This is a genomic window from Streptomyces candidus (genome assembly GCF_014207445.1).
In the GTDB taxonomy this organism is placed as follows: Bacteria; Actinomycetota; Actinomycetes; order Streptomycetales; family Streptomycetaceae; genus Streptomyces; species Streptomyces candidus.
Genome location: NZ_JACHEM010000011.1, coordinates 156162 through 177940 on the forward strand (window position 1 = coordinate 156162; position 21779 = coordinate 177940).

The window sequence follows — 21779 nt, forward strand, 5'->3', positions numbered from 1 at the left end:
GCCCGGAGGACGGAACGGCAGACGGACGCGGAGGGAACGCGGGAGCGCCGGGACCGGGGCGGCGCCCGGGAGCTACCCGGCCCTGAGCATCCGCGCCGTGCGGTGGATCTCGGCGGACCGCTGGGCGACCAGTTCCGTGGCCCGCTCCTCGATCGTCACGTGGTTGCCGTCGGACAGCGCGTCGCCGGCCATGGTCAGTGCCCCCTTGGGTGCGTGATCATCAGCTCCAGGAACGGGGGGAGGGTCCTGGCCGGCTCGCCGGGCCTGCCGGGGCCACGACCGCCGAGTCGCTGATCAGCGTGCGGCCGGGCCGGTAGCCGGCCCTCCACGCACCTCCGTGCCGCCGGGCGGCTCCCCGCCCGGCGGCACTCCCATCTCCCAGTCCAGTCCGTACCGCTGGAACAGCTCCGCCCGCAGCCGTACGAGGGGCATCGGCGCGCCCGGCAGCAGCAGCGCGAAGACCGCGCCCATCAGCAGCGCACGCAGCAGGCGGTAGTCGGCCTCCGGGTCCTGCGCCGGGTCGCCGGCGCCGTACTGCTCCACCGCGCCTCGCAGTACCTGCGCCAGCAACTGCTGCTCCGGGCACTGAACGAAGCCCTCGGCCTGGAGAATGCCCGCCATGTGCGTGCGCATCAGCACCGGCCGCTCGTGCGCCAGTCCGAGTACGGCGTCCACCGCCCTGGCGAGCAACTCCCGGCCCGGCGGCTGAGCGGGCTGCGGCGCGCGCTCCAGCGCCTCGCGGATGGTGCGGTGCATCAGCCGGTGCACGGCGGACTGGAGCAGCTGCCGCTTGCCGGGGAAGTAGTACGAGACCAGCCCGCGTGCCGTACCGGCCCGGTCGGCGATGTGGCCCAGCGTCGTCGCCTCGTAACCGCGCTCGTCGACCACGTCGACGGTCGCCTGGAGAATCCGCTCGCGCGAACGCCGACGCAATTCCTCATTGACCGACGGGCTGCGCGGGGACATCCTGTAACTCCTGCGTTGACTGGCTCTGAGCCAATATACTCAGCGCGCGTTCCGCACCCCCTCTGCGAAGGGGGGCGAGGGGACGGCTGTCCGCCTTGGGCGACGCGGGGGATCGTCCAGGGCGGACAGCGGGTGAAGGCCCCCGGAAGGTTTCCTTCCGGGGGCCTTCGTACGTGGTGCGGCGGTACGCATCGGGGCGGCGGCACGGTCAGTGGAGAAGGCCGAGCACCGGCAGCAGCCCGTCCGGGCGGTCCGCCGCCGGGAGCGCATCGACGAAGTGGACCGCGCACCCCAGTGCCGCCGCCCCGCCGTCGGCGTGCCGGTCGTCGCCCACCATCAGGGTGTGCGCGGGCTCCTGGCCCAACGCCTCGCACGCCGTGCGGAACAGCCGGGGGTCCGGCTTCTGGACGCCGTGCTCGTACGACAGGACGTAGGCGTCGACGTACGGGTCCAGGCCGTGCTGGCGCAGCACCGGCCGCAGATCCCAGCCGATGTTGCTCACCACGGCGACGCCGACACCACGCGCGCGCAGTTCCCGCAGCACCCGCTCGGCGTCCGGGTACGGCTGCCAGGCGGCCGGGGACATGTGGCGCTCGTACAGCGCGTCGTGCAGGGCGTCGTCCGGGAGGTCCACCTGCCGTGAGAGACCCGTGTACGCGGCCCGGTGCCGCGCCGCGCTCACGTCGCGGGTCGCCCACAGCCCGGTCAGTGCGGGCGGCACCCGCAGCGGTGGGGCGCCGCCGGGCAGCGCGCCCGCACTATCCAGGAGGGTCGCGTACCGGTCCAGTTCCTCCGCGGGGGCGGACGGCAGGCGGTCGCCCAGCACCGCACCCACCCAGGCGCGAGTGGACTCGATGCGCAGCAGCGTGCCGGAGAAGTCGAACAGCACCGCTTTCGTCGTCATGGCGTCGATCATGCCCGCGGTGCGGTCCGGTACGCGTGGAGAGCCACCGAGAACAGCACCAGGGCAGCCCCCATCAGCCAGCCCGCGAGTACGTCGGTGAGCCAGTGCACGCCCAGGAACACCCGGGTGAAGCCGACGCCCACCACCGACACCACCCCCGCGGTCAGCAGCCAGGCACGCGTCCCGCGTCCCGCCCCGTACAGCCGCAGGAGCCACAGCAGCAGACCGAAAGTGACCGCCGCTGTCATCGCGTGACCGGAAGGGAAGGCAGCGTAATGAGCGGAATCGACCGGATCCGGCCACTGGGGACGCTCGCGCCCGACCACGAACTTGAGGAGCTGCTGGACACACGCGGCGACCAGGCTCGTCCCCGCCAGCCACAGAGCGAGCACCCGTTCGCCATGCCGCAGAAGCCACACGAAGACCCCCGCCACCACCGCGCGCATCGCCCACGGGTCCCACACCCAGTCGGAGAGGAGCCGGTTGGCGCGGGTCGCTCCCGGCGCCTCCACCGCGACGCGATGCAGACCGTCGGCGATCCGGCCGTCGAGAGCGAGGAGCGGACCCCAGTCGAGGGCCACCAGGGTGAGCAGCACGGCGGACAGAGCGGCGAGCAGGGCGCCCGCGAGGAGCACCGGTGAGCGGGCGGGCGGCAGGGGTCCGTGGGAGGGCATGGGGTGATCCTTGCCGACCCGCGGCCGGTCAAGCCCTTCGAACGCGCCGAGCCCTGAGGGCAAGGGCCGAGCCGTGCCCGAGCCCCTTACTCGAGGGCGCTGAGCCCTGGCACGAAGGCCACCACCAGCGGAACGACAGGCACCAGCGCCCAGGCCGCCGTGAGCCGCAGCCGCCGGGCCGGGCTCAGCCTGGGCACGGGGGCCAGCAGCCGGTTCACCCGCTGCGGCAGCCCGTTGTCCGAGGTCGCGCACGGCCCGAACACCCCCCGGTCCTCGTTGAGTTCGACCAGCGCCAGCGCCGTCGTCAGCCGGCCGAAACGCTTGGACGCCATGTCGTCGGCGGCCAGCTCGACCAGCCGGTGCATCTCGTCGCGGAAGACGGCGAACACCGGGATCTGCGGGAAGCCGCCCGCCAGCGCGCCCGCACAGTGCAGCAGCCAGTCGTGCCGGGCCCGGGCGTGGCCCTGCTCGTGCGCCACCACCGCGTCCAGCTGACGACCCTTGAGCCTGCGCAGTGCCGCCGTGGTGATGACCAGCCTCGGCTTCGGGCCGGGCAGCCACCGGACGTCGGGCCGCTCGCCCTCCAGGACCACCAGACGGTCCCCGCCCGGGTTCTCACCGGGCAGAGCGGGCGCACGGACCAGGAGCTCCGCACGGTGCTGCCTGCGCCGTACGCGCGCCCGGTGGATCTCCCGGGTCAGCATCGCGCCCGTCCACGCACCGCAGCCCGCCAGCACGACGGCCAGTACGGCCGACCACGGGCCGTAGGCACCGAGCGCGTACGCCTCGACCACCCCGTGCGGCGCCGACGCGAAGACGTGGCCCCGCACCAGCTGCCAGGCGGCCGCCGCGCTGAACGTCATCGCGAGCGCGAAGCACAGGAGCACCGCGCCCACCACGCACTGCCACATCCACAGCGCGACCACGGGCTCCCGCTCCCGCCAGTCGGTCGCCGCGAGCAGGCGCGGAGCCGTGACGGCGGTCAGCAGACCGAGCAGCAACAGCGCCAGGGAGACCATCATGGGCTCAGCCTATGAGGAGCCCGTGGCCCACGGGTATGGCCCCGGCCGGGTAAGTGACGTACGACTCATCCGGGGCGTCGGCCCTACAGGGACAGCAGCATGGTCAGCATCGCCAGGGCCATGGACAGACGGCAGGCGAGCGCCAGTTCGGGGCGGGCGCCCCAGTACAGGGCTCCGGCGGACGCGGCCGGTCCGCTGCCCGTCGCGCTCGTCACCGTGACCACCGGGACCAGCCGCGCGCCCACCCGCAGCACGTACACCGCGTAGTACGCCAGCAGAGCCCCCGTGAGCAGGGGGACGCCGCCGGCCGACGTGGCTCCGTGCCCCGCGTGGCCCGGGGAGCCGGTCACGCCCGGGGCCATGGCGAGCGCCATGTAGACCATCGCCGCAGAACCGATCAGATGGTGCAGGTGAGGGGTGTGCCGCAGCCCGCCGCGCGTCCGCCACACGGCCCGCAGCGCCGCGGCCCCGAACACCGCGGCGTACACCGCCCAGCTCCAGGCGGGCGGCGCGAACACGGCGGCGGGCACCGCCATCACCGCCATCCCGAACCCCATCAGAGCCTCGCCGCGGGCCGTCCCGCGCTCTTCCACGGGCCCACTGCGCATCCAGAGCAGGCAGTACGCACTCGTCACCCCGCACAGTGCCACCAGCAGCCAGCCGGACATCGCCGGTCCGTGCACGGCGTACCTCCCCGTTCACTTCCACCACGACATGTCGACAGGTCGAGGAGTCGATGCCCGCGATGGCCGGGGGCGCACGCACGCGCAACGGCACACAGGGGGAGCACGGGACCGCGCTAGGGTCGGACGGATCCACCGGCCGCCCCGCGCGGCCGGCCGCAGAGCCGCAGCACAGGCACAGACAGAGGGGCACCTCCGCCATGGACACCACTTCGCGCCCGGCCGCCGGGGAACTTCTCTTCCGCGACGCCGTGGAGGCCGACGTCACCGCGCTCGTCGCGCTCATCGAGTCGGCCTACCGCGGGGACAGCAGCCGTGCGGGATGGACCACCGAGGCCGACCTCCTGAAAGGCCGGCGCACCGACCCCGAGAGTGTCCGCGCAGTCGTCGAGGACCCGCGCAGCCGGCTGCTCACCGTCGCGCGCCACGGTGAGCTCATCGCCTGCTGCCAGCTCGAACACCGGGGCGAGGCGGCCTACTTCGGGATGTTCGCCGTACGGCCCGGCCTCCAGGGCGGTGGCGTCGGCAAGGCCGTCATCGCGGAGGCCGAACGTCTCGCCGTGCGGACCTGGGGCGTGCGCGAGATGCACATGACGGTGATCTCGGTGCGCGAGGACCTCATCGCCTGGTACGAGCGCCGCGGCTACCGCCGTACGGGAAGGATGACGCCCTTCCCGTACGGCGACGAGCGTTTCGGTGTGCCGCAGCGCGACGACCTCGCGTTCGAGCTGCTGCTCAAGGACCTCTGAGACGCCCCACGGCTCCGGCTCCCGGCCGTGGAACCCCTGGGCCCCGCGGGGATCAGGCCATGAAGCGGCCGGTGCTGCGGATCTCCGGGAAGTCCGTGGTCACCCCGTCCAGCTCCAGTGCGTGTGCGAGGCGCAGCTCGTCCAAGGTGTTCACCACCCAGCCGATCACCGCGAGCTTCTCGGTGCGGGCCCGTCGCACTGTCTCCAGGGTGAGCCGCCGGATGTCCAGGACGACGGCGCCCGCGCCTGCCGTCAGCGCCCGGTCGATCACCTCGGGACCGTAGAACTCGGCGACCAGCCCGGTCCGCACCCCGGGCACCAGCGACGATATGTGCGTCAGCGCCTCGTCGTGGAACGACAGGACCTCGACGCGCTCCACCAGGGCGCGCCGGTGCATCACCTCCGCCAGCACCCGGGCGGCGGCCACATCCTTGATCTCCGCCTGGAGCGGCGCGGAGACGGCGTCCAGGACCTCCTCGAAGAGGGGAACGCGCTGGCCGCCGCCCGCATCGAGGGCGCGCAGCTCGGCGAGGGTGAGCCCGGCGATCGCACCGTGCCCGTCCGTGGTCCGGTCCACGTCGGCGTCGTGCATGACGACGAGAGCGCCGTCCTTGCTCAGATGCAGATCGAGTTCGATGACGTCCATGCCCGCCTGCTGGGCACGGACGAAGGAGCTGAGGGTGTTCTCCGGCTCGACACCCATGACTCCGCGATGACCGATGGTGAGGAACTGCACGGCGATCTCGCTTCCGTCGACGGCGGCTGGCGGCTCACAGCGAGATTAGCGGCCCGCCTCCGCAACGGAACCCGTGCGGCGGACGGAACCGGAGTCGTCGAACTGGGTGCCCGCGATTCCCAGGATGAGGCCGGTGGCGAGGGCGGCGAACAGGACGGCACGCATACTCACGGGAACAGCTCCAGGCGCAGGGGGCGGGCGTACACGCAACAGCGTGCGACCGTCCTACCCCTGCCCGGCGCCGGGACGGCTCTCCCTCACCCGTCCGTGGGCGCGGATCCGACGGGCGTTGACGCCCTGCGACCGGAGGTGCGCGGGGCGTGAGGCGTATGCCGCCGCTGCGCGGGGAAGCAGAACCGAGGATGTGCCGCGCGGTGACGACACCGCAGTCATCGCCGCGCCCGCGACGTCCCGCAGGAAAACTTACTGCGATCTGGGGGGTGGCGCAGGATAATTTGTCCCGGGCCCTCTTGTGTGGAAGAACCACGCACGGATACGGTTTCTTGACGCGAGGTTCTCCCGTGAAGGAAGTGACATGACGCAAAATCTGATGCAGGACATTGCTGGTGGAGGCATAGCGGAGGCCTCGCGGGTGATCGACCACCCGGCCTGGAGCGTGCTCAAGGGTGCGGTCGAGGAGTTCCGGCCCTGGCAGTCCGCCGACGGATCCGTCGACTTCGACGCCGAGGGCGCCCCGGCCCGCGCCACCGCCGAGGCCGTGCTCGGCCGGGTGACCGACGCCGTCGAGGAGCTGTCGCCGCTGCTGCCGCACGACGCCGCCTACCACCGGGCCCTCGTCGCCGACCTGCGTGCATGGGCGGACGCCGGCTTCGTCGTCCCCGACTTCCTGGACTCGCTGCTCGCCTTCCAGCCCGCCCGCTCGCGTGCCGACGGCCGCCAGCACCTCGTGGTCTTCCCCATGTACACGCAGAACGGCAACCCGGACCGCAACCTCGAAGCCGTCGTGCTGCGCATGGTGTGGCCGGAGTGGCTGGCGGAGCTGGAGCGCACCCGCTACGACAACCCGCTCTTCTGCGGCATCACCTTCGAGGACTTCACCTCGGGATACGACACCAACTCGGCCGTGCTCTTCCCCGAGACGATCGCCGTGCGCGAAGCGCCGGAACGTTTCACCTGGGGCGGCATCTTCTGCGACCGCGAGGCGGCCCGCTTCCGCAGGGTGACCGAGGAGGCCGTGCGCGTCCTGGGTCTCGAACTGCCCGGCGACATCCGCGAGATGGTCGCCGACCAGGACCGCTGCCAGCAGGCGTTCGTCCTGTGGGACATGGTGCACGACCGCACGCACAGCCACGGCGACCTGCCCTTCGACCCCTTCATGATCAAGCAGCGGCAGCCGTTCTGGATGTACGGGCTCGAAGAGCTGCGCTGCGACCTCACCGCCTTCAAGGAGGCCGTCAAGCTGGAGGCCGACGGTGTCTCCCAGGGCCGCGACGTGCAGTACGCGGTGCTCTTCGACCGGATGTTCCGCTTCCCGGTCACCGGCGAGCGCGTCCGCAACTACGACGGACTCGGCGGCCAGCTCCTCTTCGCGTATCTGCACAAGCACGACGTGCTGCGCTGGACCGACAACACCCTCAAGATCGACTGGGAGCGGGCCCCGCAGGTCACCAACCAGCTCTGCGGCGAGATCGAGGACCTGTACCGGGCAGGCATCGACCGCCCGAAGCTGGTGCACTGGTTCGCCGCGTACGACCTGGTCTCCACCTACCTCGCACCGCACCCGGGATCGCGCTGGGCCAAGGGCCCGGACGCGCTGGACCTGTCGCTGCCGCCGCGGAAACTGGTCGACGACGTGCTTCCTGACGAGTTTCCGCTGAGCATGTTCTATGAGGCGCTTTCCAAGAAGCTCAAGTCCGTGATCGCCTCGACCAAGGGGATTCGCGCGGCAAGCGCCGAGCGGGTGGCCGCATGAGCCCCCGCGCCGAGGAGGCGACTGTCATGACCCCGATCGACACCCCCGAGGGCGCCCTGGACGGAGCCGTCATCGCGGTCGCCGGAGCGGCCGGACCGGCCGGGCGCGCCACGCTGCTGCGGCTCGCGGAGGCCGGTGCCACCGTCGTCGGCGCGGACGCCGACGTGGCACGCCTCGCGGAGGCCGTGGACGCCGCGCGGTACGCGCACGGCGGTGCCACGGTCATCGGCGAGACCGTCGACCTGCTCGACCTGGACGCCACCCGCGCGTGGGCGGCGAAGACGGAGAAGGAGTTCGGCCGGATCGACGGCATGGTCCACCTCGTCGGCGGCTGGCGCGGCTCCGCCACCTTCGCGGAGACCGACCTCGCCGACTGGGACCTCCTGGAGAAGCTGCTGATCCGCACCGTGCAGCACACCTCGCTCGCGTTCCAGGACGGACTCCAGCGCAGCGACCGCGGCCGCTACCTGCTGATCAGTGCCGCCGGCGCGTCCAAGCCGACCGCGGGCAACGCCGCCTACGCGGCGTCCAAGGCCGCCGCCGAGGCGTGGACGCTCGCCATGGCGGACGCCTTCCGCAAGGCGGGGGGCGAGGACGGGCCGCACAGTGCGGCTGCCATCCTGGTGATCAAGGCACTGGTGCACGACGCGATGCGCGCCGAGCGCCCGAATGCGAAGTTCGCGGGCTTCACGGACGTCACGGAACTGGCCGAGGCCGTCGCCGGCGTCTGGATGCGGCCCGCCGCCGAAGTGAATGGACAGCGCCTGTGGCTGACCCCCAAGCCGTGACCGTGACGGACACGGATGCCGTGACCACAACGACCACCACGGTGACGACCACGACCACCACCTCCGTGACCGGCCCGGCGACCCCGCCCAGGACCGATGCCCGCCGCCACCACGACCCGTCCGTACGGGGCTTCGCCAGCGACAACTACGCGGGCGCGCACCCCGAGGTGCTGGCGGCCCTCGCCCTCGCCAACGGCGGCCACCAGGTCGCGTACGGCGAGGACGACTACACCGCGCACCTCCAGCAGGTGGTGCGCGGCCACTTCGGCCCGTCGGCGGAGGCCTTCCCGGTCTTCAACGGTACCGGCGCGAACGTGGTGTGCCTCCAGGCGCTCACCGACCGCTGGGGTGCGGTGATCGCCGCCGAGAGCGCGCACATCAACGTCGACGAGGGCGCGGCACCGGAGCGGATGGGCGGGCTCAAGCTGCTGACCGTCGCCACCCCGGACGGCAAGCTCACCCCCGAACTCATCGACCGGCAGGCCTGGGGCTTCGACGACGAGCACCGCGCCATGCCGCAGGTCGTCTCGATCACCCAGAACACCGAGCTCGGCACGGTCTACACGCCGGACGAGATACGGGCGATCTGCGACCACGCGCACCAGCACGGCATGAAGGTCCACCTCGACGGCGCGCGGATCGCCAACGCCGCCGCTTCCCTCGACGTGCCCATGCGCGCCTTCACCAACGCCGTCGGCGTCGACATGCTGTCGTACGGCGGCACCAAGAACGGCATGCTCTTCGGCGAGGCCGTGATCGTGCTGGACCCGGACGCCGTGCGCCCGACGGCGATGAAGCGGCTGCGGAAGTCCTCGATGCAGCTCGCCTCGAAGATGCGCTTCGTGTCGGTGCAGCTGGAGGCGCTGCTCGCCAAGGACCTGTGGCTGCGCAACGCGCGGCACGCCAACGCGATGGCCCAGCGGCTCGCCGCGGGTGTCCGCGGCGTCGACGGCGTCGAGATCCTCCACGAGGTGCAGGCGAACGCCGTGTTCGCCCGGCTGCCGCACGAGGTGAGCGAGCGGCTGCTGAAGCGCTTCCGGTTCTACTTCTGGGACGAGGCCGCGGGCGACGTGCGCTGGATGTGCGCGTACGACACGACGGAGCAGGACGTGGACGCGTTCATTCAGGCCCTCAAGGAGGAGGCCGGGCGCTGAGCGCCCACCTCACATATTGCATAGGTATGCGATCGACCGAAAATATATTGACCCGCGGTCGGTCGCATTCCTATGCTCCCGCGCATGGAACTGATCCAGGAAGTCCCTGACCTGTCCGCCTACTTGGCGTCCGACGAGGCCATCGACCACCACCACCCGCTCGTACGCGACACGGCCGCCCGCCTCGCGGGGCAGGTCGCGGATTCGTATGCCTACGCCCACGCGGCCTTCGAGTTCGTGCGGGACGGGATTGCGCACTCCGCCGACTCCGGGGACCCGCGCGTCACCTGGCGCGCCTCGGACGTCCTGGCGAAGGGCACCGGCATCTGTCACGCCAAGGCCCACGCCCTGACCGCGCTGCTGCGCGCCGAGGACATCCCCACCGCGCTGTGCTACCAGCGGCTGGAGTACGACGGGGCGGGCGGCAGCTGTCTGCACGGACTGGTCGCCGTACGGTTCGGCGGAGCCTGGCACCGGCAGGACTGCCGCGGGAACAAGGAGGGCGTCGACGCGCGGTTCTCGCTCGACGGGGAGCGGCTGGCGTTCCTGCCGGACGAGGAACGCGGCGAGCGGGACTATCCGACCCTGTACGCCGCACCCCACGCGGGTGTGCTCCGCGTCCTCCAGGAGGCGCCGGACCGCTCGCACCTGTGGGAGGCGCTGCCCGGCGCGCTCTGAGGCCCGGCGGCGGACGCCGGGCCTCGGAGCGCGCCGGGCCGGGAGCCTCAGCTCGCCTCGCGCACCTGTGCCGGGGTCGGCGCGCTGCCGCCCAGGTGGGCAGGGATCCACCAGGTGTCCTTCTCGTCCTTGGGGCGCACCGGGTAGGCGCGCTGTGCGGCCTCCAGGAGTTCCTGGACGCGCTCCCGCAGCCGCCGCGTGATGGCGCCGGCGTACTCCTCCGGGGGGGCCTCCACGGGCTTGCCCACGCGGATGGTGACCGGGATGTGGTTGCGGCCGAAGTTACGCGGCCTGCCCTTGGTCCAGATCCGCTGGGTGCCCCAGACGGCCATCGGGATCAGCGGCACTCCGGCCTCCTGCGCCAGGCGGGCGGCACCGGACTTGAAGCTCTTCAGCGTGAAGGACTCGGAGATCGTCGCCTCCGGGAAGACGCCGATGATCTCGCCGGAGCGCAGCGAGTCCAGTGCGTGCTTGTACGCGTTCTCACCCTGCTTGCGGTCCACCGGGATGTGCTTCATGCCGCGCATCAGCGGCCCCGACACCTTGTGCCGGAAGACCGACTCCTTTGCCATGAAGCGCACCAGGCGCTTCTGCGGCAGCGCGGCGAGGCCGTTGAACACGAAGTCGAGGTAACTGATGTGGTTGCTGACCAGCACTGCCCCGCCCGAGCGGGGGATGTTCTCAGAACCCTGGGTGTCGATCTTCAGGTCGAGCGCCTTGAACAGTGTGCGCGCGGCGCCGACGACCGGCCGATAGACGAGTTCTGCCATGACGGGACCCTTCTCTGACCGGGGAGGGCTCGCCCGGTACGAAAGTTACGCTGCCGTAGGTTTTCGGCGTTGGGCAGATCGTGCCCCATGAGCGGCCCAGTAGCCAGTCCCCGTGTACCCAATCTGCGAGATTCTCATCACGTCCCGCGCGCCCCGGCGCGTGCCCTGACCTGCTGCGGGCTGTTCGAAAGCGGGACGGCGACCGGGAATGGCGGCACGGGCGCCGCACGCTGCACACTGTGACAAGCCATGAGTAAGGGGAGGGTGAAATATGCCGGAACGGGATGCCGTCAAACAGCTCGGCAGTGCCGAACTGGGCGTCGAGCCGGGGGAGCGGGCGACCCTCGTCCAGTTCTCCAGCGCGTTCTGCCAGCCCTGCCGGGCCACCCGCAGGATCCTCGCCGACGTCGCCGCGATGGTCGACGGCGTCACCCATGTCGAGATCGACGCGGAGGAACGGCTCGCCCTCGTGCGGGAACTGGACGTGCGGCAGACCCCGACCGTGCTCGTACTCGACCGGAACGGCCGGATCGTGCAACGCGCGGCGGGGCAGCCCCGTCGCGCGGATGTCGTCGCGGCGCTCGGCCGGGCCGTCGATGCCGCACGCCCCGGCCCCCGACGGCACACAGGTGACGCAACGTGATCAATCTCCCAGTGGGTGCCGCCCCCCGTGCACTTGACGGTGCACGCCCCCGATCGTCAGGGTGACGTCATGCCCCCGGAACCCCTTCTGTACGGGCGGGCCCGCGTCGACCTGGCCCGCAACGCGAGCGCGCGCTGTCCCGGTGTCTGAGCAGCGACGGACTGGACGACCGCACCACCCGTACCCGCCGAAGGACAACTCCGTGACGCCCCAGTCCGCTCTCGTGCCCGACGTCGCCGTGCCGCGGCCGACGGGACCCGCCCCCCAGGCGGGACCCGAGCTGCTCCGCTCGGTCTTCCGGCAGCACGCCGCGGGGGTCGCCGTGATCACCGCCGCGGGCCGCGACCTGCGACCCGTCGGATTCACCGCCACCTCACTCAACTCCGTCGCCGCGGAACCCCCGCTGATCTCCTTCGGGGTGGGCACCGGCTCCTCCAGCTGGCCCGTCCTCGCGGAGGCCGAGCACATCGGCGTACACGTGCTCGGAGAGGACCAGGAGGCGCTCGCCGCGACGTTCGCGCGCAGCGGCGCCGACCGGTTCGGCGCGCCGACCCGGTGGCGGACGGGGCCCGAGGGGGTGCCCGTCCTCGACGGGGTGCTGGCGTGGCTGGTGTGCCGGGTGGTGGCCCGGGTACCGGCGGGAGACCATCGCATCGTGCTCGCCCAAGCCGTGGCGGGGAATCCCTCGGCGGACCCCTCCGGGCGGGGGCGGCCACTGCTCTACCACCAGGGGCGCTTCAACGCCCTGCGCGACTGAGAGTTCCCCGAAACAGATGTTTGCCGGCGATTGCACAGCGTCGGCAAGGTCACAGTTCAAAGCGCTTGCTTAACGGGAACGCTGTGGATGTACTGACGAGTAATATTCGAGTTGGAGCGCAACCAGCCCCGACCGGAAACCGCCCCTTCAGGCGCCTATGCTGCCTGCAACGAGGCAGCCGACAAATAGACGATGCAGTAGGAGAGCCGGCGTGAGCTTGAGGATCGTTGTCTGTGTGAAGTACGTGCCCGACGCCACCGGCGACCGGCACTTCGCCGATGACCTGACGGTCGACCGCGACGATGTCGACGGTCTGCTGTCGGAGCTCGACGAGTACGCGGTCGAGCAGGCGCTCCAGATCGCCGACGAGGCCGACGACGCGGAGATCACCGTGGTGACGGTGGGCCCCGAGGACGCCAAGGACGCGCTGCGCAAGGCGCTGTCCATGGGTGCCGACAAGGCCGTCCACGTCGAGGACGACGACGTGCACGGCAGTGACGTCATGGCGACCTCGCTGGTGCTCGCCAAGGCCGTCGAGAAGACCGGTTACGACCTGGTCATCACCGGCATGGCGTCCACCGACGGCGTCATGGGCGTCCTCCCGGCGATCCTGGCCGAGCGTCTGGGCGTTCCGCAGGTCACCCTGCTCTCCGAGGTCAAGGTCGAGGACGGTGTCGTCAAGGGCCGCCGCGACGGCGACGCCGCGAGCGAGCAGCTGGAGGCCTCCCTCCCGGCGCTCGTCTCGGTGACGGACCAGTCGGGCGAGGCCCGCTACCCGTCGTTCAAGGGCATCATGGCCGCCAAGAAGAAGCCGGTGGAGTCCCTGGACCTCAGCGACCTGGACCTGGACGCCGAAGAGGTCGGCCTCGAAGGGTCCTGGACCGCGGTCGACTCCGCGGACAAGCGTCCCGAGCGCACCGCGGGCACGATCGTCAAGGACGAGGGCGAGGGCGGCAAGCAGCTGGCCGAGTTCCTCGCGGGCCAGAAGTTCATCTAGCGGCCGGGGTCCGGGGCCAGACCCCGGACCGGCACAGCACCTGAGCGCCCGTCCCCTTCCCCGTTTCTTCGCACTCGCAGGAGAGCATTCCCATGGCTGAAGTTCTCGTCTACGTCGACCACGTGGACGGTGCCGTCCGCAAGCCCACCCTGGAGCTGCTGACGCTCGCCCGCCGTATCGGCGAGCCCGTCGCGGTCTTCCTCGGGGCCGGTGGCGACGCCGCCGCCGCCGTGCTCGGCGAGCACGGCGCGACCCGCGTCCTGACCGCCGAGGCCGCCGAGTTCGGCGACTACCTCGTCGTCCCGAAGGTCGACGCCCTCCAGGCCGCGTACGACGCCGTCTCCCCGGCCGCCGTGCTGGTCCCGTCCTCCGCCGAGGGCAAGGAGATCGCGGCCCGTCTCGCGGTCCGCATCGGCTCCGGCATCATCACCGACGCCGTCGACCTGGAGGCCGGTGACGAGGGTCCGGTGGCCACGCAGGCCGCGTTCGCCGCCTCGTACACCACCAAGTCCCGTGTCTCCAAGGGCGTCCCGGTCATCACCGTGAAGCCGAACTCGGCCCCGGTCGAGGCCGCCCCGGCCGCCGGTGCCGTCGAGGCCCTGCCGGTCACCTTCTCCGACGCCGCCAAGGGCACCAGGGTCGTCTCGCGCACCCCGCGCGAGTCCACCGGCCGTCCCGAGCTGACCGAGGCCGCGATCGTGGTCTCCGGCGGACGCGGCGTCAACGGCGCCGAGAACTTCGCGGTCATCGAGAAGCTCGCCGACTCGCTCGGTGCCGCGGTCGGCGCCTCCCGCGCCGCCGTCGACGCCGGCTGGTACCCGCACTCCAACCAGGTCGGCCAGACCGGCAAGTCGGTCTCGCCGCAGCTGTACATCGCCTCCGGCATCTCCGGCGCGATCCAGCACCGGGCCGGCATGCAGACCTCCAAGACGATCGTCGCCGTCAACAAGGACGCCGAGGCTCCGATCTTCGACCTGGTCGACTACGGCGTGGTCGGCGACCTCTTCGAGGTCGTCCCGCAGCTCACCGCAGAGGTCGAGTCGCGCAAGGGCTGACCTGCACTTCTCGTACGACTCGGGGCCGCACGGTGTTCTCACCGGGCGGCCCCGAGCCGTATCCGGGGCCGGTGGCGGGGAACCATTGACGTGGATCACGGTGGGCCATTAACTTCGCTATGCGGATTGTTGATTCCGTGAAGCGGAAAACTGGAGGGTTGAGATGGGTCAGCAGGAGAAGGTGGCGACGAGCCTCACCGGCGCGGTCAGCGAGGGCATCAGCGCCTCCCTCGCACCGGTCGACGCGGAGCTGGCCCGCCGCTACCCCGGAGACCCCGGCACCCGGCAGCCCGTCCACACCGTCTACGTACCCGGCAACCTCTACGAGGCGGGCACCCTCCGTTCCTGGGGCGAGCAGGCGCTCGCGATGCTCGACGAGCACGCCCCCGACGCCGCCTCGTTCGCCGCCGTGCTCGGCCTGGACGCCTCCCTCGCGGACGCCGTGTACGACAGGGTGCGGGCCAAGCTGGAGCGCGAGCCGATCGAGGACCTGCGCATCGACTTCGAGGACGGCTACGGCGGCACGCCCGCCGACGAGGACGCCGACGTCGCCCGTACGGCCCGGCTGGTGGCCGAGGCGTACGCGAACGGCACGGCCGCCCCGTACATGGGTATCCGCATGAAGTGCTTCGAGGCAGCCGTCCGCGACCGCGGCATCCGCACCCTCGACGTCTTCCTGAGTGAACTGATGGCGGCCGGCGGGCTCCCCGAGGGCCTGGTCCTCACCCTCCCCAAGGTGACGTACCCCGAGCAGGTCACCGCCATGGTGCGGCTCGTCGAGGCGTTCGAGAAGGCGCACGCACTGGACGCCGGCCGGATCGGGTTCGAGATCCAGATCGAGACCAGCCAGTCCATCCTGGGCGCCGACGGCACCGCCACCGTCGCCCGCATGATCGACGCCGCCGAGGACCGCGCCACCGGACTGCACTACGGCACCTTCGACTACAGCGCCTGCGTCGGCGTCAGCGCCGCCTACCAGGCCAGCGACCACCCGGCCGCGGACCACGCCAAGGCGGTCATGCAGGTCGCCGCGGCGGGCACCGGGGTCCGGGTCTCCGACGGCTCCACGAACGTCCTGCCGGTCGGCTCCACCGAGAAGGTCCACGACGCCTGGCGCCTGCACTTCGGCCTCACCCGCCGTGCCCTGGCCCGCGCGTACTACCAGGGCTGGGACATGCACCCCGGTCACCTGCCGACCCGCTACGCGGCCGTCTTCGCCTTCTATCGCGAGGGCTTCGAGCAGGCCGCCGCCCGCCTCGCCGCGTACGCGAACCAGCTCGGCGGCGACATCGCCGACGAGCCCGCCACCGCCAAGGCGCTCGCCGGCTACCTGCTGCGCGGTATCGACTGCGGCGCCCTCGACACCGCCGAGGTCGCCCGGCTCACCGGCCTCACCCGCGCCGACCTGGACTCCTTCGCCTCACCGCGCCGCGGGGACCTCACGGCAACGGCTTCGTAACCCTGCTCAGCCCCGCGCCCGGCTGTCACTGCTGCCCCGTACTCTGTTCGCAACCACATTTGGCGTAACGGATCGGGGCAGTGGTGGCTACGGGGGAGAACGAGCGGCTGGCCGGCCGCTACCGCGTCATCGAACAGCTCGGCCGCGGCGGCATGGGCGTCGTCTGGCGCGCCGTCGATGAGGTGCTCGGCCGCGAGGTCGCCGTCAAGGAACTGCGCGCGTACAACGACGCCTCGGCGCCCGAACTGGCCGATCTGCGCGTACGGATGCAGCGCGAGGCCAGGGCTGCCGCCCGGGTCCGCCACCCCGGAGTCGTCGCCGTCCACGACGTCGCCGACCACGAGGGCCGCCCCGTCATCGTGATGGAGCTCGTGGACGGCCCGTCCCTGGACGCCGTGCTGACCGAGAAAGGTCTCCTGGACCCGCGCGAGGCCGCCGCTCTGGGAGCCAGGGTGCTGGAGGCGCTCGGCGCCGCCCACCGCGTCGGCGTCCTGCACCGCGACGTGAAGCCGGGCAACATCCTGCTCGACGGAAGCGGCCGGATCGTCCTCACCGACTTCGGCATCGCCGCCATGGACGACCCGGGCGACGGCTCCACCACCCGCCTCACCCGCAGCGGCGAACTGGTCGGCTCCCTCGACTACCTGGCACCCGAGCGCGCCCAGGGCCAGGAACCGGGCCCCGCCTCGGACATCTGGGCACTCGGCGCCACGCTGTACACGGCCGTCGAGGGCGGCTCGCCCTTCCGCCGTACGTCGACCTGGTCGACGCTGACCGCCATCGTCGTCGACCCGCTCCCGGAACCCGTGCGCTCCGGGCCGCTCGGCCCCGTACTGCAACGGCTCATGAGCAAGGACCCCGCCCAGCGGCCCGACGCGGCCGAGGCGGCGCGACTGCTCACCGCGGTCGCCGAGGGGAACCCGGCCGGGCCCGCACCGCGCCCCGCGCACCGAGCGACCGGCGCGCACGCACAACAGCCCCAGGGCGCGTTCGGGCCCGCCGTGCCCCCGGCCGCCGCGGCCGGAACGCCCGCCGCGGCTCCGTACGCCCAGCCGGCACCGGGCTTCGGACCGCACACGCCGCCCGCCCCTGGCGACTTCGGCACGGGGCCGGGCGGATACGGCACGAGCGGCGGCTACGGCACGGGAGCGAACCCGGCCGCGCACCCCTCGTACGCCACCGGGCCGACGCACCCCGCCGAGCAGGGGGGCCACCCGACCGGCCCGACGCCGTCGGCCGGGCCGCAGGACCCGGCATCCCTCGCGGCCTCCGCCGTCGCGGCGCCCGGGGGCGGCGGGCGGCGCGGCCGGGCGGCGCCCGCAGACACGGCCTCCGGCGGCCGGCGCAAGGCGCTCGTGGCCTCGGGCGTCGCCGCGGTGCTGCTGGCCGGCGCGGGAGTGACGTACGCCCTGGGCGACGGGAGCAACGCCGAGCGGACGGCGGGCGGCCCCGCGGCGAAGAGCTCGCAGGCGGCCGACGCACCGGACCCGGACGGCCTGCCGGCCATCGGCTCGCTGCCGACCGACGCCGCGCAGAAGACCGCCGCGCCCACGCCCCCCGGGAAGGACAAGGGCAAGCAGGCAGACCGGAAGACGCCCACGGCCACCCCGGGCGGCACGAAGCCCGGCTCTCCGTCCAGCGGCACCGACGCCGCGGGAGGCGTGGGTGGCAAGGGCGCCAAGACGTCCGACAACGGCTCCGCGGGCGCCGGCTCCGCGGGCGGGGCGGCCGGCTCGGGCGGCCGGGGTACGGCGGCGGGCGGCAGCGTCGCGGGAGGCGCCGCGGCCGGCGGCGGCAACCCGCCCCCGCAACCGCCCCCCGCGGCTCCGGTCTGCCACGGCATCGGCGCCGGGAAGTACAACTGCGACGTCTGGCGGACCTCCGACTCGATCCGCGCGAACGGCGACCGGGCAGGCACCCTCAACGCCGGCACCAACTACTTCTACTGCCAGGCCGACCTGGGCCGCCGCGTCACCTACGGCAACTGGACGAACGTCTGGTGGGCCAGGACCGACGACGACAACGGCAACACCGGTGTGTACGTCAGCGTCGTCTACCTCAAGGGCGGTGACAACGACCGGCCGCTGCCTGGCCTGCCCACCTGCTGAGCCGTCCCGGCGGTCACTCCCGCCCGCGCTCCGGCGGGATCTCGCCCGAGCCGCGCGGCACCAGGCGCGTCTCCAGCACCACCTGCACCGGGGCGCCTCCCGCCCCGTCCAGCCGGCTGAACAACAGGTCGGCGGCGGTGCGGCCGAGCGTCGCCGCGTCCTGCGCGACGACGGTGACCCCGGGATGCAGCAGATCGGCAAGTTCGAAGTCGTCGAACCCGACCAGGGCGACGGGGTGTTCGCGCCCCGCCAGCACCCGCACGACCGTGACCGTCACCCGGTTGTTGCCGGTGAAGACGGCCGTCACCGCCTCGTCCGCCGTGCCCTCCAGCATCGCCTCGGCGGCGGCCCGTACCCGCTCCGGTGCGGTGCTGCCCAGTGCCACCCACCCCTCGGCGACCGGAAGCCCGGCGTCCGCCATCGCGGCGTGGTAGCCGCGCAGCCGCTCGGTGGCGGTGTGGATGCGGGGCTGGTCGCCGATGAAGCCGATCCGGCGGTGCCCGTGTGCGATGAGGTGCGCCACGCCCGCGCGCGCCCCGCCGAAGCTGTCGGACCGCACGACATCGGCCTCGATGCGCCCCGCCGGACGGTCCACGAACACGGTGGCGACCCCCGCCGCCATCTCCGGCTCCAGGTAGCGGTGGTCGTCGCCGGCCGGGATCACGATCAGACCGTCCACCCGGCGGGCGCACAGGGCGAGCACCAACTCCTGTTCCCGGTCCGGGTCCTCGGCGCTAGAGCCGTTGATGAGGAGTGCGCCGTGGGCACGGGCGACCTCCTCGACGGCCCGGTTCAGCGGCCCGTAGAACGGGTCGGCGAGGTCTTCGAGGACGAGTCCGATGCTGGCGGTGCGGCCCTTGCGGAGCACCCGGGCGCTGTCGTTGCGGCGGAAACCCAGCGCGTCGATGGCCTCCCTGACGCGGCGTTCGGTGTCCGGGGTGACACCGGACTCGGCGTTGACGACCCGGGAGACCGTCTTGAGGCCGACGCCCGCGCGGGCGGCGACGTCCTTCATGGTGGGCCGGTTGCCGTAGCGGCTCTGCGGCGGCACGGGGCGCCGGGACCCTCCTGAGACGGACGGGGGAGGAGCGGTGGTGTCGGCCACGGTGCGCTGTCCTTCGGTCGTCGGCGTGGGGGCGGGTCGCGGGGTGTCGCGGACGTCGCGTCGGCTCACGGCACCGAGCATAGGGCTCCCGCACCTGGACAACGTTGTCAGGTGTAGGGAGACTGGCCTGGCCCTGGATCTTTCCCATCCCTTTTCCTCCCTGGAGTGGTACGCCGATGCACACCGAGTTCACCGACCTCGTCGCCGCGCTCGACATCGGCGGTACCAAGATCGCGGGTGCACTGGTGGACGACACCGGCCGGATTCACCTCAGGACCCAGCGGCCGACGCCCGCGCAGGAGGACGGGGAGAGCGTGATGGCCGCGGTCGACGCGGTGCTCGCCGAACTGACGGCCTCTCCGCTGTGGACCGCGGTGTCCGCCGTCGGCATCGGCAGCGCCGGCCCCGTCGACGCCGCCGCCGGTACGGTCAGCCCGGTCAACGTCCCCGGCTGGCGGGGCTTCCCGCTGGTCGCGCGGGTACGGACGACCGTCGGCGAGCTCCCGGTGCGGCTGGTCGGCGACGGTGTCGCGATGACCGCCGCCGAGCACTGGAAGGGCGCCGCCCAGGGCCACGACAACGCGCTCTGCCTGGTCGTCTCCACCGGCGTCGGCGGCGGTTTGATCCTGAACGGCCGCCCCCACCCCGGCCCCACCGGCAACGCGGGCCACATCGGGCACATCAGCGTCGACCTGGAGGGCGACCCCTGCCCGTGCGGCTCACGCGGTTGCGTCGAGCGCATCGCCAGCGGCCCCAACATCGCCCGGCGGGCCGCCGATCAGGGCTGGCGGCCCGGCCCCGACGGCGATGCCTCGGCCGCCGCCGTGGCCGCCGCGGCCCGCGCGGGCGACCCCGTCGCACTCGCGTCGTTCGCCCGCGCGGCGCAGGCCCTGGCCGCCGGAATCGCCGCCACCGCCACGCTCGTCGAGGTGGACATCGCGGTGATCGGCGGGGGAGTGGCGGGCGCCGGCGACGTCCTCTTCGAGCCGCTGCGGGCCGCGCTCGCGCAGTATGCCGCGCTGTCCTTCGTACGGGGGCTCAAGGCCGTGCCCGCCCGCATGGGCACGGACGCCGGTCTGGTGGGTGCGGCGGCCGCCGCGCTGCTCGACGGGAGTGCGCGGAGCGGTGGCGGCGGGCCGCGGTGAGCGCGCCGGGACGCGCTGCCTACCGGTCGTCGGCTCCCACCCGCAGCAGCGTCGTGCCGTGTGCGGGCACCGTCGCGGAGAGCGTGCCCGCGGACCGGACCTCCGTCTTGCGCCACAGGTCGCGCACCCGGTAGCCGGGGGCGTCGGGCAGACCGGCGGCGGTCGCGGCGGTCGTGATGCGCTGCGGCTTGTCGCTCTCGTTGAACAGGGCGACGGCACGGCTGCCGTCTGCCAGCTCCTTGGCGACGACCCAGCGGCCGCCCTCCGAGGAGACCACCGATCCCTGCCTGCCGAGCGGGTCCTGGTCGACGGCGACGACCTCCCGGTTGGAGAGGATGGCGAAGGTCGCGGGGGAGGCCTTGCGCAGGTCTGTGCTGATGAACAGCGGGGCAGCCATGATGGACCACATGGAGAAGTGCGTGCGGTACTCCGTGTCGGTCATGCCGCCGTTGCCCACCTCCAGCAGGTCCGGGTCGTTCCAGCCGCCGGGACCCGCGTGGTCGGCCAGCCGCAGGTTCTCCTTCATGATCCCCAGCATGATGGGCCACTTGTCCTTGATGTCCCGGGTGGTGCGCCACATGTGGCCGACGTCCCGGCCCCACTCCCACGGCCGGTACGAGCCCCACTCGCAGAGGCTGTAGAGGATGGGGCGACCGGTCCGGGCGGACGCGGCCTGCAACGCGTCGCGCATGGTGGTGTACCGGAGCATGTGGTCGACGCCCTCGTTGTTGCAGTTGTCGTACTTGAGGAAGTCGATGCCCCACTCGGCGAACTGCTGTGCGTCGCTGTACTCGTGGTTCAGTGCGCCGGGCATGCCGACACTGTCGCAGGTCCGGGTGCCCGCGCTGCTGTACAGGCCGAACTTCAGCCCTTTGGAGTGGACGTAGTCGGCGACCGCCTTGATCCCGTGGGGGAAGCGGACGGGATCCGGCACCAGCTTGCCCGCGGCGTCGCGCTGCGGCTTCGCCCAGCAGTCGTCGAGATTGACGTACTCGTAGCCGGCGTCCTTGAGCCCCTTCGAGACGAAGAGGTCGGCGATGCCCTTGATCATGGCCTCGTTGAACTCGGCACGGCAGTGGGTGGAGTTCCAGTTGTTGAAACCCATGGGCGGGGTGAGCGCCAGCGCTCCGGGGAGGGAGCGTTGGGCAGGGGCGGAGGGCTCCGCTCCGGCGGAGGGCTGTGCGGCGGAGGACGGCGCCGTGACGCACACCGCCCACAGCAGTCCGGCGGCGAGGGCAGCGGCCACCCCCGGGCGGGGCGCACGACGCGAGCGGCGGGGCGGGACCGGGCGACCGGACGAGGGGTGCATGGAGAGTTCCTCCGTAACGGCGGATGAACACGACCGGCTCAGCAAAACACGGACGCCGCGGCGGTGCCCGCAGGCGACCGGCGTGTTCACGCCGCGAAGACCGGACGGACGGTCAGGGGTGGCGTGCCCCGGGCACGGGTACGT

The 21779-nt window shown here is 72.4% G+C and carries 21 protein-coding genes and 1 pseudogene; 12 read left to right on the forward strand and 10 right to left on the reverse strand.

Annotated features, from left to right (window positions below; all coding sequences use genetic code 11):
* Nucleotides 1-294: 294 nt before the first annotated feature.
* The 5 genes from HNQ79_RS21395 to HNQ79_RS21415 form a co-directional block, all read right to left on the reverse strand.
* Nucleotides 295-966 carry a TetR/AcrR family transcriptional regulator gene (locus HNQ79_RS21395; RefSeq protein WP_185033491.1) on the reverse strand — a complete coding sequence of 224 codons (672 nt, stop codon included), beginning with the start codon at nucleotides 964-966 and terminating at the stop codon, nucleotides 295-297.
* Between the two features lie 208 nt (nucleotides 967-1174).
* A complete protein-coding gene (locus HNQ79_RS21400) occupies nucleotides 1175-1870 on the reverse strand; it encodes an HAD family hydrolase (RefSeq protein ID WP_185033493.1) in 696 nt (231 codons plus the stop codon).
* An 8-nt stretch (nucleotides 1871-1878) separates the two neighbouring features.
* Entirely contained in the window at nucleotides 1879-2544 is a 666-nt protein-coding gene (locus HNQ79_RS21405; protein ID WP_185033495.1) for a phosphatase PAP2 family protein, read from the reverse strand.
* Between the two features lie 86 nt (nucleotides 2545-2630).
* Entirely contained in the window at nucleotides 2631-3566 is a 936-nt protein-coding gene (locus HNQ79_RS21410; RefSeq protein WP_185033497.1) for a M56 family metallopeptidase, read from the reverse strand.
* A gap of 83 nt (nucleotides 3567-3649) precedes the next feature.
* A complete protein-coding gene (locus tag HNQ79_RS21415; RefSeq protein WP_185033499.1) occupies nucleotides 3650-4249 on the reverse strand; it encodes a DUF5134 domain-containing protein in 600 nt (199 codons plus the stop codon).
* Nucleotides 4250-4449: 200 nt separating this feature from the next.
* Between HNQ79_RS21415 and HNQ79_RS21420 the strand changes: the two genes are divergently transcribed.
* Nucleotides 4450-4998, forward strand: a complete 549-nt coding sequence (locus HNQ79_RS21420; RefSeq protein WP_185033501.1) for a GNAT family N-acetyltransferase — start codon at nucleotides 4450-4452, stop codon at nucleotides 4996-4998.
* A 52-nt stretch (nucleotides 4999-5050) separates the two neighbouring features.
* Here the strand turns inward: HNQ79_RS21420 and HNQ79_RS21425 are convergent, their stop codons facing one another.
* Both HNQ79_RS21425 and HNQ79_RS33845 read right to left on the reverse strand, forming a co-directional pair.
* Complete coding sequence (locus HNQ79_RS21425; protein WP_185033503.1) at nucleotides 5051-5734, reverse strand: glycerophosphodiester phosphodiesterase; 684 nt, start codon at nucleotides 5732-5734, stop codon at nucleotides 5051-5053.
* 45 nt (nucleotides 5735-5779) lie between these two features.
* A complete protein-coding gene (locus tag HNQ79_RS33845; protein ID WP_260421731.1) occupies nucleotides 5780-5905 on the reverse strand; it encodes a hypothetical protein in 126 nt (41 codons plus the stop codon).
* Nucleotides 5906-6269: 364 nt separating this feature from the next.
* Between HNQ79_RS33845 and HNQ79_RS21430 the strand changes: the two genes are divergently transcribed.
* From HNQ79_RS21430 to HNQ79_RS21445, 4 genes are all read left to right on the forward strand, one after another.
* Nucleotides 6270-7667: a DUF6421 family protein gene (locus HNQ79_RS21430; RefSeq protein ID WP_185033505.1), complete on the forward strand. Its 1398-nt coding sequence runs from the start codon at nucleotides 6270-6272 to the stop codon at nucleotides 7665-7667.
* A gap of 26 nt (nucleotides 7668-7693) precedes the next feature.
* A complete protein-coding gene (locus HNQ79_RS21435) occupies nucleotides 7694-8455 on the forward strand; it encodes an SDR family NAD(P)-dependent oxidoreductase (protein WP_229923602.1) in 762 nt (253 codons plus the stop codon).
* Between the two features lie 65 nt (nucleotides 8456-8520).
* The gene (locus tag HNQ79_RS21440) at nucleotides 8521-9609 is read left to right on the forward strand and encodes a threonine aldolase family protein (RefSeq protein WP_185033717.1); all 1089 of its coding nucleotides are present in this window, start codon (nucleotides 8521-8523) and stop codon (nucleotides 9607-9609) included.
* 84 nt (nucleotides 9610-9693) lie between these two features.
* Nucleotides 9694-10287: a transglutaminase-like domain-containing protein gene (locus HNQ79_RS21445; RefSeq protein ID WP_185033509.1), complete on the forward strand. Its 594-nt coding sequence runs from the start codon at nucleotides 9694-9696 to the stop codon at nucleotides 10285-10287.
* A 47-nt stretch (nucleotides 10288-10334) separates the two neighbouring features.
* On the opposite strand, the gene HNQ79_RS21450 is transcribed toward HNQ79_RS21445, so the two are convergent.
* Nucleotides 10335-11057, reverse strand: a complete 723-nt coding sequence (locus HNQ79_RS21450; protein WP_185033511.1) for a lysophospholipid acyltransferase family protein — start codon at nucleotides 11055-11057, stop codon at nucleotides 10335-10337.
* A 271-nt stretch (nucleotides 11058-11328) separates the two neighbouring features.
* Here HNQ79_RS21450 and HNQ79_RS21455 point away from each other — a divergent pair, with 271 nt between their 5' ends.
* The 6 genes from HNQ79_RS21455 (at nucleotide 11329) to HNQ79_RS21480 (ending at nucleotide 18076) form a co-directional block, all read left to right on the forward strand.
* Nucleotides 11329-11700: a TlpA family protein disulfide reductase gene (locus HNQ79_RS21455; RefSeq protein ID WP_185033512.1), complete on the forward strand. Its 372-nt coding sequence runs from the start codon at nucleotides 11329-11331 to the stop codon at nucleotides 11698-11700.
* Nucleotides 11701-11923: 223 nt separating this feature from the next.
* The gene (locus tag HNQ79_RS21460; protein WP_373312594.1) at nucleotides 11924-12457 is read left to right on the forward strand and encodes a flavin reductase family protein; all 534 of its coding nucleotides are present in this window, start codon (nucleotides 11924-11926) and stop codon (nucleotides 12455-12457) included.
* Nucleotides 12458-12668: 211 nt separating this feature from the next.
* Nucleotides 12669-13454 (forward strand): electron transfer flavoprotein subunit beta/FixA family protein, encoded by a 786-nt coding sequence (locus HNQ79_RS21465; protein ID WP_185033514.1) that lies wholly within the window; start codon nucleotides 12669-12671, stop codon nucleotides 13452-13454.
* 92 nt (nucleotides 13455-13546) lie between these two features.
* Nucleotides 13547-14509: an electron transfer flavoprotein subunit alpha/FixB family protein gene (locus HNQ79_RS21470; RefSeq protein ID WP_185033516.1), complete on the forward strand. Its 963-nt coding sequence runs from the start codon at nucleotides 13547-13549 to the stop codon at nucleotides 14507-14509.
* Between the two features lie 163 nt (nucleotides 14510-14672).
* Nucleotides 14673-15968, forward strand: coding sequence for a DUF6986 family protein (locus HNQ79_RS21475; protein ID WP_185033518.1), 1296 nt, complete (start codon nucleotides 14673-14675; stop codon nucleotides 15966-15968).
* 83 nt (nucleotides 15969-16051) lie between these two features.
* The gene (locus HNQ79_RS21480; RefSeq protein WP_185033520.1) at nucleotides 16052-18076 is read left to right on the forward strand and encodes a serine/threonine-protein kinase; all 2025 of its coding nucleotides are present in this window, start codon (nucleotides 16052-16054) and stop codon (nucleotides 18074-18076) included.
* A gap of 13 nt (nucleotides 18077-18089) precedes the next feature.
* Here HNQ79_RS21480 and HNQ79_RS21485 read toward each other — a convergent pair whose 3' ends face one another.
* Entirely contained in the window at nucleotides 18090-19091 is a 1002-nt protein-coding gene (locus HNQ79_RS21485) for a LacI family DNA-binding transcriptional regulator (RefSeq protein WP_229923617.1), read from the reverse strand.
* Nucleotides 19092-19357: 266 nt separating this feature from the next.
* On the opposite strand from HNQ79_RS21485, the gene HNQ79_RS21490 reads away from it, so the two are divergent.
* Nucleotides 19358-20326, forward strand: a complete 969-nt coding sequence (locus HNQ79_RS21490; protein ID WP_185033524.1) for an ROK family protein — start codon at nucleotides 19358-19360, stop codon at nucleotides 20324-20326.
* 25 nt (nucleotides 20327-20351) lie between these two features.
* Here HNQ79_RS21490 and HNQ79_RS21495 read toward each other — a convergent pair.
* Nucleotides 20352-21635: pseudogene (locus HNQ79_RS21495) on the reverse strand (glycoside hydrolase family 27 protein); the annotation flags it as partial.
* Nucleotides 21636-21779 lie beyond the last annotated feature (144 nt).